Annotated in this window: 9 protein-coding genes; 7 read left to right on the top strand and 2 right to left on the bottom strand. The window is 68.5% G+C overall.

The annotated features are described in order from the left end of the window. Positions 1–41: 41 nt before the first annotated feature. Together B551_RS06445 and B551_RS25110 are read right to left on the bottom strand one after the other, a co-directional pair. Positions 42–662, bottom strand: coding sequence for a ParB-like protein (locus tag B551_RS06445; RefSeq protein WP_006575712.1), 621 nt, complete (start codon positions 660–662; stop codon positions 42–44). Between the two features lie 19 nt (positions 663–681). Then, the gene (locus B551_RS25110; protein WP_006575711.1) at positions 682–2,295 is read right to left on the bottom strand and encodes a BON domain-containing protein; all 1,614 of its coding nucleotides are present in this window, start codon (positions 2,293–2,295) and stop codon (positions 682–684) included. 520 nt (positions 2,296–2,815) lie between these two features. On the opposite strand from B551_RS25110, the gene B551_RS25515 reads away from it, so the two are divergent. The 7 genes from B551_RS25515 to B551_RS06395 form a co-directional block, all read left to right on the top strand. Then, a complete protein-coding gene (locus B551_RS25515; RefSeq protein WP_172682443.1) occupies positions 2,816–3,361 on the top strand; it encodes a low affinity iron permease family protein in 546 nt (181 codons plus the stop codon). Positions 3,362–3,498: 137 nt separating this feature from the next. Further along, positions 3,499–4,455, top strand: coding sequence for a hypothetical protein (locus B551_RS26855; RefSeq protein ID WP_006575709.1), 957 nt, complete (start codon positions 3,499–3,501; stop codon positions 4,453–4,455). Between the two features lie 44 nt (positions 4,456–4,499). Next, positions 4,500–7,214, top strand: coding sequence for an ABC transporter transmembrane domain-containing protein (locus B551_RS06415; RefSeq protein WP_006575708.1), 2,715 nt, complete (start codon positions 4,500–4,502; stop codon positions 7,212–7,214). A 167-nt stretch (positions 7,215–7,381) separates the two neighbouring features. After that, positions 7,382–7,849, top strand: coding sequence for a heme-binding protein (locus tag B551_RS06410; RefSeq protein WP_043437758.1), 468 nt, complete (start codon positions 7,382–7,384; stop codon positions 7,847–7,849). Positions 7,850–8,417: 568 nt separating this feature from the next. Then, a complete protein-coding gene (locus B551_RS27010) occupies positions 8,418–9,158 on the top strand; it encodes an SDR family oxidoreductase (protein WP_006575706.1) in 741 nt (246 codons plus the stop codon). Next, entirely contained in the window at positions 9,158–9,814 is a 657-nt protein-coding gene (locus B551_RS06400) for an HAD-IIIA family hydrolase (protein WP_052511278.1), read from the top strand. The genes B551_RS27010 and B551_RS06400 overlap by 1 nt, the downstream gene beginning before the upstream one ends. After that, positions 9,811–10,410: glycosyltransferase family 9 protein (locus tag B551_RS06395; RefSeq protein WP_023263704.1), on the top strand; the 600-nt coding region annotated here is incomplete at its 3' end. The genes B551_RS06400 and B551_RS06395, both read left to right, overlap by 4 nt.

Genomic DNA, 10,410 nt, shown 5'->3' with positions numbered 1-10,410 from the left:
CGGGGGCGACAAAGACCCGGGGGCGACAAGACCTTCCCGACTTATTTGCCGATATAGCCAGGCAGTCCTCGCGCCTTCGGACTCCTGGCCGCCTTGACGGCCAGCGCCAGCGCGTAGGCAAAGCACTCAGGGTTGTCCATCGGCCCGCGAATCTCGCGGCGGAAGAAGTCCGCCCATTTGAAGTCCGGATACGCCTGCTTGACCTTGCGGTAGCCGCCCGCGATGCGGGCGAACGCCTCGAGGCTGCGATACGGATCGTCGCGCATGCCGGCGACCGAGCGCGGCAGGGCCGACAGCGGCTGGCGCCGGCCGTGCTCGTCGTAGGGGTGGACCTGATGGCGGCGCAGCATGTACTCCCAGAACTCGTCCTCGGAGCGGTCGCTCAGGTCCTTGCGCACGAACACCGGGATGATCTCGAAGCCGAGCTCGTGCCACGCCCGCACCCAGTGGTGATGGTCCACGACCCACAGCACGTGCTGCGGTCCCACAATCACGTGAATGCGGTGCTTGTCGAAAAAGGCCTCGAGCCGGTCCTCGGGCTGGCGGCGCGTCGTCTGCATCTTGCGCTTGACATGCAGCGCGCCGACCGTGATCTGGGTCGGCCGCAGCTCCGCGATCGGGGCGCGGAGCTTGCTGCCTTTGGCCAGGGTCTTGGTGCCCACGTGCGCCGTTCCAGCGGGGTCAGCGATTGGTTCCCTTGCCGGTCGAACCGAGCCCGTCGCCGATATCGGGCGTGCTGCCCGAGGCCGAGGAGACCGACGAACCGGATGCGCCGGTCGTCCCCGCCGTCCCCGTCGTGCCGGATGTTCCCATCGTTCCTGTGCTGCCCGTGGTGCCGGACGTGCCCATCGTGCCGGAAGACAGCGGCGAGCCGGTGGAGGTGGCCGAGGTGGACCCCGATGAGCCCGATGTCCCCGATGAGCCAAGGGTGCCAGACATGCCGCCGCCACTGCTGCGATAGTCGCCGCCGGCCTCCGAACCGGCGCCCGCGCTGCCCATGCTGTCGCGCGTCACGCGGATCTGGTTGTGGACTTCCTGGACGCCGAAGATCTCATCGGCGATATCCTCGATGACGAACTTCTCGTGCCGCTCGCGCACCGTGCCGGTCAGCGTCACGGCGCCGCCGCTGACCTCGACCGAGACCTGGCTGACGTCGACCATCGGCACATCGGACAGCCGCTCGCACAGGTCCTCGCGGATGCGCTCGTCCGAGCGCTGATAGCCCTTCGGGCCGACGCGACGGCGGCGCTGCTGTTGCCCGTATTGCTGGCCTTGCTGGCCGTACTGCTGGGATTGCTGGCCGCCGTATTGCTGCCCTTGCCCGTACTGCGATCCGTATTGCGACCCGGATTGCGAACCATACCCCGACTGATACTGCGAACGCCCCCGGCCGCCGGATTCGTAGCTCTCCAGGCCATAACCGCGGCCGCCCTGGCCGGAACTGCCGCCATAGCCGGAGGTACCGCTCTGGCGATAGCCGGGGTCGCCCGGATAGGTCCGCTGTCCGCCGCTGTACGACTGGCCGCCGCTCGAACTGCTGCCGTAGTAGCCGCCGCCATAGCCGGCCTCGTTGCCGCGACGCAGACGTTCCCGCGCCTCGAGGTCGCGCCACGTGTCGCCGCCGCCTCCGCCTCGTCCCTGCTCGCGCCCATAGCCGCCGTATTGCTGGCCGCCATAGCCCTGTATCGAACTTTCACCGGAGCTCTGGCCCATCCGTCCATCATCTCGGCCGGTATCGCGCACGCCGTACATGCCGTAGCGCTCCACGCCGCCGCCGCTGGGGTCGTAGCCGGCATAGCCGCTGCTGTAGGGATTGCGCGCGCCGCCCATGTCGGTCGGGTCGTAGCGGCCCTGGCCGCCGCCGCGATAGCGCGGCGACGATTGCTGTTCGTACGAGGAACCGCCGCCGCCGCTGCGCGAACGATCGCCGCCGCCACGTCCGGCGCCCCATTCATCGCGCCACCGTTCGCGTTCGTTTTCAAAGCGTTGCTGGCCCTGTCCTTGGCCCTGCCCATAGCGCTGTTGGCCTTGACCCTGGCGCTGACCGCCATATTGACCGCCATATTGACCGCCCGATTGGCCACGGCCCGATTGCCCGCGGCCGTATTGCTCGCGGCCGCCGTATTGTTCGCGCGATTCGCCTTCGTCGCCGTACTCGCCAAACCGCATTTCTTCGCCCATATCGTCACCGTCCTTGTCACGCCACCATTCGCTGCCGCTCCCCTGATCCCGCCCCGGACCGCTGCCGTAGCCACCGTAGCCGCCGGGGTAGCGCTGATTGCTGCCGTTGCTCATCTGTCCCTCCTTGCGTACCGAGTGGCGGCACGCGCCGCGCACTGCGCCGGACCATTGTCCGACCGGGCAAGGAACCGCAAGAACCGTACCGTTGTGCGCGAGGGGCGGCATGCGAAGCGACGCGCGTGGCCGCCGTGCCGGACATGCTCGACCTGAAAAGTTTGCCGCCGGCACTTGTAAAAAGTACGGCGCATGGTGGCGGCGGCGCCGAAGCGCAGTCTCTTTCGTCATTGGCGTGTCATTGACGTGTCCCGTGCGCCCCGTGCTGCCGAGGCAGGTATGGAACTTGCCGTATGTCGAGGTATTGCCGATTGTCCGGCGGGGCGCGCTTTGCTTGCTGCAGGCCGCGATGCCGGGAGGCGCCTAGAGAACTGCCATGCCCGATGTAGCCAGTACCGACCGCGAACGCCTCGCCAGCGTCGCCCGCGAAGTGATCAACGGCAAGTCCGCCAACGGCAATGCCAATGGCGCCGGTAGCGGCTCCTTGGAGGAAGACCGGCCGGGCTGGCGACGCAGGGTGATGCATGCCTTCGAATGGTTTGCCGGTCATGCCACCCGGGGCGCCGGCTCACCGATCGCCTTTGCGCTGGCGGTAGGCGTGGTGCTGCTGTGGGCGGTGACCGGCCCGATGTTCGATTACTCGGAGACCTGGCAGCTCGTGATCAATACCGCTACCACGATCATCACCTTCGTGATGGTGTTCCTGATTCAGCAGACGCAGAACAAGGATTCGCTGGCGGTGCATCTGAAGCTGAACGAATTGCTGGCCTCGCATCGCCACGCCAGCAGCCGGCTGGTGTCGATCGAGGATCTGGACGAAGAGGACCTGAAGAAGCTGGCGGCGTTCTACCGGCAACTGTCCGAGCTGGCCGAGCGCGAGAGCGATATCGAGGAAACCCACGGGCTCGACGACGCGCTGCAGACGCATGTTGCCAAGAAGGAAGCGCGGCACGACCTGGAGGAAGAGGTAGCGGCCGAGCTCGGATCGAAGGAGCGCCGTGGCGACGGTAGCCGCGACGGCGGCACGCCGGGCTCGCGCGGAAGCGGATCGGATGAGGCCGTGTAGTTCGGTGTGCGTGTTGCAAGTTCGACATGGGCAACCGATGCCGCCGTGACGACGGGGCGCGCCAGGTCCGCACGGCACGCGCGGGCGCATTCCTTGCACGACACCGGGAATGTCGTTGCCGAACCCAGGAGCCAATCATGTCGACCATCGTGGCAGGGCGTTTCGAATCCTTCGCCGACGCCGAGCGCGCGGCGCGAGGGCTTTATGGACACGGATTTTCGGTATGGGACGTGTCGATCTTCACGATCGGCACGCCGCAGGCCGCCGAGCAGCTGGCGCGCCCGCCCGGCGTGCTGCTGGCCGCGCGCGTCGAGCCCGAACGGCTGCAAACCGCGGCCGAACTGATCCGCCTGGAAGGCGGGCGCGAACTCGAACAGGCGGAGGGGCAGTGGGAGAACGGCCGCTGGACGGACTTCGACCCGCTTGGTACGCCAAGGCCGCTGCAGGAGACCGCGCCGCACGAGCGTGCCGGCCAGTTGGGCGAAGGCGCACTGAACCCGACCGGCAACGAGGATCCGGGCAGCGAGATCGATCAGTCGGTCCGGCAGGACGAGGATCGCCACGGTAGTCAGGCGGGTACCGGTGCAGCCGCGAACGGTGAGCGCGACCTCGGCGTGCTGCTGACGCCGGGCCAGCACACCACCACGCACGAGGGCGTCAGCAAGGGCGACCAGGCACGGATGCAGGGCCAGAGGGCGGGCGAACCGCGGCAGCAGGGTGGCACGGGCGAGACGCCGCCGGCCGGTCTGCGAGCGGAGCAGGGGGCGAGCCAAGGTCAATTCCAGGACCAAGGCCAGCGTCAGAGCCAGGACCAAAGCCAGCACCAAAGCCAGGACCAAAGCCATGGCCAGCACCCCGCCGAACAGCAACCGCGCGAAGCGTGGGAATCGGCGCAGTCGCATCGCCAGCCGGGCGAGAAGGACGACGAGCCTGAACTGGTGCGCGGCGCGACGACCACGCCGGAGCCCAGCGGGCCGAACGACACCTTCCGCCAGATCCGCCGCGGGCAGTTCCCGCCGGGTGTCGGGGAGGGCGACCTGCGCGACCCGGGCAGCACCACGCCGGACGCGCCGAAGGTCGACAACCGTTCGTGACGGCCTGAGCGGTCCGCTCCGCGCCGCCCCCAACCAGAGAGACGATGGCGACGACCAACGGACATCCCACTCCCGCCTCCAAACGCCGGATCGCAGCCGAGCTGTGGGCAACGATCTGGCGTTTTCGTGCGCGCGTGGGCGTCGCGGTGCTGTTGCTGGTGCTGGCCAAGGCCGCCGCGGTGGCGGTGCCGCTAGTGCTGAAGCTGGTGGTCGACGATGTCGCCCCGGTAGCCACCGGTGCCGCCGCGATGGCCGGCGCGGCGATCACGATGCCGGTCTTCCTGGTGCTGGCCTATGCCGCGCTGCGCCTGCTCGGCAATGCGTTCAACGAACTGCGCGACGTCGTCTTCGCGCCGGTCACGCAGCGTACCGTGGCGACCTTCATGGAGCGCACGTTCTCGCATCTGCATGCGTTGGGCGCGCGCTTTCATGCGCGCCGCGAAACCGGCAGCGTGATCCGCGACCTGGAGAAGGGCACCGCGGCAATCGGCTTCCTGCTCGGCGTTGCTGTCTTTACGATCGTGCCGACGCTGATGGAGATCGGCTCGGTCCTGATCATCATGATCGCGGCCTATGGCGGCGCCTTTGCGGCGATCATCGTCGTCACGTTCGCGCTGTATGCGGGGTACACCTTCGTGATGACGCGGCGCCGGACCAAGGTGCAGCGCAAGGTCAATGCGGTCGAGGCGCAGACCAACAGCAAGGTGGTCGACAGCTTGCTGAACTACGACACCGTCAAGTTCTTCGCGCGGGAGAAGTTCGAGACGAAGCGGCTCTCGGGGCTGCTCGAAGGCTGGGTCGATGCCAGCGTCGAGAACCAGTATGCGCTGTCCGCGCTGCATGTCGGCCAGAGCTGCTGTATTGCGCTGGGCGTGGCGGCAGTGATGCTGCTGGCCACCGAGCGCGTCGTCACCGGCGCGCTGACCGTTGGCGACCTGGTGCTGATCAACGCCTACATCATCCAGGTGGTGCTGCCGCTCAATACGCTGGGCTTCATCTTCCGGGAGTCGAACGACGCGATGACGCAGGTCGAGCGGCTGTTCGCGCTGCTCGATGCGCAGGGGCCGCCGGGCGAGGACCACGATGCGCCGGGCGCGCGGCCCTTGCACGTGTCCCGCGGCGAAATCGTGTTCGAGAACGTCAACTTCAGCTATGACCCGAGCCGGCAGACGCTGTGGGACGTCAGTATCCGCATCGGCGCCGGACAGACCGTGGCGGTGGTCGGCGGCAGCGGTTCGGGCAAATCGACGCTGGCGCGGCTGCTGTTCCGGCTCTATCTGCCGGACAGCGGCAAGATCAGCATCGACGGACAGGACCTGCGGCTGGTCACGCAGCAGAGCCTGCGCGAGGTGATCGGCATCGTGCCGCAGGACACCATCCTGTTCAACGACACCATCGCCTACAACATCGGCTATGGCCGCGAGGGCGCGACCCGTGCCGATATCGTCGAGGCCGCGCGCGCCGCGCAGCTCGACACCTTCATCGACCGGCTGCCCGACACCTACGAGACTCGCGTCGGCGAACGCGGCGTACGGCTGTCCGGCGGCGAGCGCCAACGCGTGGCGATTGCGCGCGCGCTGCTGAAGAAGCCGCCGATCGTCGTGTTCGACGAGGCCACCTCGGCCCTCGATACGCGTTCGGAGCGGGCGATCCAGCGCGAGCTGGCCGAAGTGGCCAAGGGCCGCACCGCGCTGATCATCGCGCACCGGCTGTCGACCATCGCCGATGCCGACCATATCCTGGTGATGGAGCATGGCCGCGTGGTCGAAGAAGGTACCCACGATGCGTTGCTGGCGCGGCGCGGCGTCTACGCGCAGATGTGGCGGCTGCAACAGCAGCAGCGCGAACTGGAACGCACCGAGCAGAAGCTGGCGCTGCAGCCGATCCGGCTGGAGGCGATCGTGGCCGCGGTGGTCGACGGCTTGCGTGAGCTGATCGCCGAGCGGCAGGTCAATCTGTTTACCGTGCTCGGCGAGGCCGAACTGCGCGTGACCGGCGATCCGGGCGTCGTGCAGAAGGCCGTGTGGGAGTTGTGCCATGCGCTGATCGACGACATGGAGCCGGGCGGACGCATCGAGCTGCGGCTCGAGCGGCAGGGCGGCGAGGCGTCGCTGTACGTGGCCGCGCCGGACCGGCAGGCGCCGCTGCCCGATATGCGCGAGCTGGAGGGGCTGCTGGAGGACCATGCCGTCCGCCTGACGGCCGACCCGCATGGCCACGGCTATCGGATGGCGATGCCACTGCGGCCGATTCGCGAAGCGCCGGTGCCGCCGCCGGTGGCCCCGCCGGATGTCACATCGACGCTGCCCGCTGCCGATGCGCTGAAGGGTTTGCGCATCCTGGTGCTCGACGACGACGAACCGACCCGCGAGGTGCTGACCAGCACGCTGGAGGACTATGGCGCCGAAGCACAGGCCTTCGGCCGCGGCGACGATCTGCTGGCCCTGCTCGAGCAGGCCGATCCGCAGCACTGGCCGGAGGTACTGCTGTGCGATATCGCGCTGGACGAGGAGGACGGCTACACCGTGCTGCGGCGCGTACGCCGGCTCGAGACCGACCGCAACGTGCCACTGGCCTGCCGCCTCAGCGCGATCGCGCTGTCTGGCCATGCCGAGGCGCAGGACCGCATGCGCGCGATGATGGCCGGCTTCCAGGTGCACCTGTCCAAGCCGGTGCAGATCGGCGAGCTGGTGATCGCGATCCATTCGATGGTGCGGCATCGCGATGCCGACGCCACGGTGCCGGGGCCGCGAGGTTAGCGCGGGGGCCTGCGGGGCCGCGGTCGCGGTTCGTCGAATTTCGCTTGATTTTCCACTTCTCATTTCCCGATCGAGGAGAAACCATGCAGCCTCATGACAGGCCCGACCTGCCCAGTTCCACGCCTTCCCGATCCGCCGACGTGCCCGGCGCCACCGCCTCGCCCGGCATGGCGCTGGGCAGCCGTTTCGCCGATGCGGCCAGCGCCGAGCGCGCCGTCGCGCTGGCGATGCCGATGCTCGAAGCGGCGGTGCGCGACCGCGAGGTCGGCGAGGGCGGCTTCCTGCATGTGGTGGTGATGGACCCGGGCAAGTGCCCGGCGGACTGCCCGTTCGAGCAGGCGATCCTGTTCGAGTATTCGACACCGGGACGGGAACGCTGGGACGCCGACTATGCCTGGTACGCCCGCGAGAAGGCCAAGGTCGCCTGGCGCACCGGCATGGCGACCGACCAGATCCAGGCGCGGGCGCCGCACCTGCTGCGCGCCGAGGAGTCGATGCTGGGCGGCGCGGTGGTGCTCGACGGCATCGTGGTGGCGGTCAGCGGCGCGAACCCCTGGTACGACGAGGCCTTTGCGCTGAGCGTCGCGGCGCTGTTGCGGGCCGTGGCGCAGCAAAGGCGCAGAGCGGAGAAGTAGGGAGCCACCGGTCCTACATCGGTTCGGGTTTACCCAGCGCCTCCGCACGCCGCCGGTGTTCTCCCTCTCCCGCTTGCGGGAGAGGGCGGGGGAGAGGGCAAGGGCGTGTCCGTTGCCACGGTGGTTTGCCGGTGCCCAATACCCTCTCCCCCAACCCCTCTCCCGCAAGCGAGAGAGGGGAGCAAAACCGCAAGCCGTACGCAAGCCGCCGGTGTTCTGCCTCTCCCGCTTGCGGGAGAGGGCCGGGGAGAGCGCGACCCGCCGCCACCACCCGCCCTGCAACTTTTACCAGCCAAGGCATAAACGCCAACACCCCCCATGTAACTCCTGACATGGGGGGAACCGTTTCCCCCGAAACGGCAAGCCACGGCGCCATCACGCGTCTGGCATGCAATTCGCTGAAGGCATCCCCACAGAGAACCGGATTCGCCGCCGTCGCACGGAGCGGCGGGCAACCGGAAATGGGGAGCGGTGCCGTGCATTCCCCCTTTCCGTCCTGCCCGTCGAACGCGCCGATCCCGTGCGCGCCCATCCGGTCAAGCCTTCCAAGCCAACTTCAGGAGCCGAAATGACCGATGCGCCAGACGCCAGCCTGCAAGGCAAGACCTTTCTCGTGACCGGAGGAGGGCGCGGGCTGGGCGCCGCGATCTGCCAGAACCTGTCGGCCGCGGGCGCCAGCCTGGTGGTTGCCGATGTCGATGAAACCCTGGCCCGCAACTGCGCCGAGAAGCTCGATGCCAGCGGCGAGCGGGCCTATTCGCTGTCCTTCGACGTGGCCGAGCCGGCCGCCGTGCGCTCGGCCTTCGAGCAGGTGCGCGAACGCAGCGGCCGCCTCGACGGCATCATCAACAACGCCGCCATCGACATCACGCTGCCGGTCGACGAGGTCGAAACCGAACGCTGGCACCGCGTGCTGATGGTCAATCTGTACGGCCCCTATCTGATGTCGCACGCGGTGGTGCCAATGCTGAAGGCGCAGGGCGGGGGCCATATCGTCAATATCGCGTCGACCGCGTCCAAACGCGCCTGGCCCAATGCCTCGGCCTACCACGCCACCAAATGGGGGCTGCTGGGCTTCTCGCACGCGCTGCACGCGGAACTGCGGCCGCACGGCATCAAGGTGTCGGCCATCGTCGCCGGCGGCATGCGCACGCCATTCCTTCTCGACCGCTTCGCCGATATCGACCAGTCCAACCTGCAGGACCCGGCCAATGTCGCGCGAGCGGTGCGCTTCGTGCTGACGCAGCCCGAAGAGACCGTGATCCCCGAGGTCATGGTGCTGCCGATGAAGGAAACGTCGTGGCCGTGATCGACGACCCTGGCGCCGCCGTTCGGGCCGGAGCAGGCAGCGCACTCGCCGGACTCCCCGGCGCGGTACTGCTGGACAAGGACGGCACGGTGCTGCAGGACGTGCCGTACAACGTCGACCCCGACAAGATGCGGCTCGCACCCGGCGCCGCGCGCGCGCTGCGCCGGCTCGGCAAGCTCGGGGTGCCGCTGGTGGTGGTGTCCAACCAGCCGGGCCTCGCGCTCGGCCGCTTCACGCCGGAGGCGCTGGCACCGATGCGTCGGCGCCTCGGCGAGCTGTTCGCGACCCACGGCGCGCGGCTGTCGGGCTTCTTCTTCTGTCCGCACCATCCGGAAGGCGTGGTGCCGCGCTTCACCCGCACCTGCCTGTGCCGCAAGCCCTTGCCGGGGTTGCTGCGCAACGCCGCGACGCTGCTGCATTTCGATCTGCGCCGGTCCTGGATGATCGGCGACATCCTCGACGACATCGAGGCCGGCCAGCGCGCCGGTTGCCACACGATCCTGGTCGATTGCGGCAACGAGACCGAGTGGGTGCGCGGGCCGTACCGCACGCCCGAGCATGTCGTTGCCGATCTGGATCAGGCCGCGCGCATCGTGGTCCGTCATCTGGGCGGCACGGTGCGGCACGCCGAACGTTGCCGGGCGGAGGCCTCATGACGATGACGGCATGGCGCGACGCCAAACGCATCCTGTGCGTGAGGCTGGACAATATGGGCGATGTGTTGATGACCACGCCCGCGATGCAGGCACTGAAGGACAGCGACCCGTCCCGTCATCTGACCTTGCTGACCTCGAGCGGCGCCGCGGCGCTGGCCAGCCACCTGCCGATGATCGACACGCTGCTGACGTGGGATGCGCCCTGGGTCAAGGGCAACGGCACCGGCAACCGCACGGCCAGCAGCGTGCTGCCGTGGGCGCAGCGGCTGCAGGCCGCGCGCTTCGATGCGGCGGTGATCTTCACCGTCTACAGCCAGAACCCGTTGCCGGCCGCGCTGCTGTGCACGATGGCCGGCATTCCGCTGCGGCTGGCGCATTGCCGCGAGAACCCATACGAGTTGCTCAGCGATTGGGTGCCGGAGACCGAACCGCAATCGCAGGTCCGCCACGAGACGCAGCGCCAGCTCGACCTGGTGGCGACCGTCGGCGCGGTGGCCTCCGACACGCGGCTGCGCTTTCGCGTACAGCCGCACGATCGGCGCGCGGTGCAGCGGCTGCTGCAACGCTGGCAGGGCGAGGGTGAGCAAGAAGGCGCC

This window comes from Cupriavidus sp. HPC(L) (genome assembly GCF_000307735.3).
In the GTDB taxonomy this organism is placed as follows: Bacteria; Pseudomonadota; Gammaproteobacteria; order Burkholderiales; family Burkholderiaceae; genus Cupriavidus.
The sequence above is the reverse complement of the archived record's forward strand: the minus strand, read 5'-3'. Positions and strand labels throughout refer to the sequence as shown.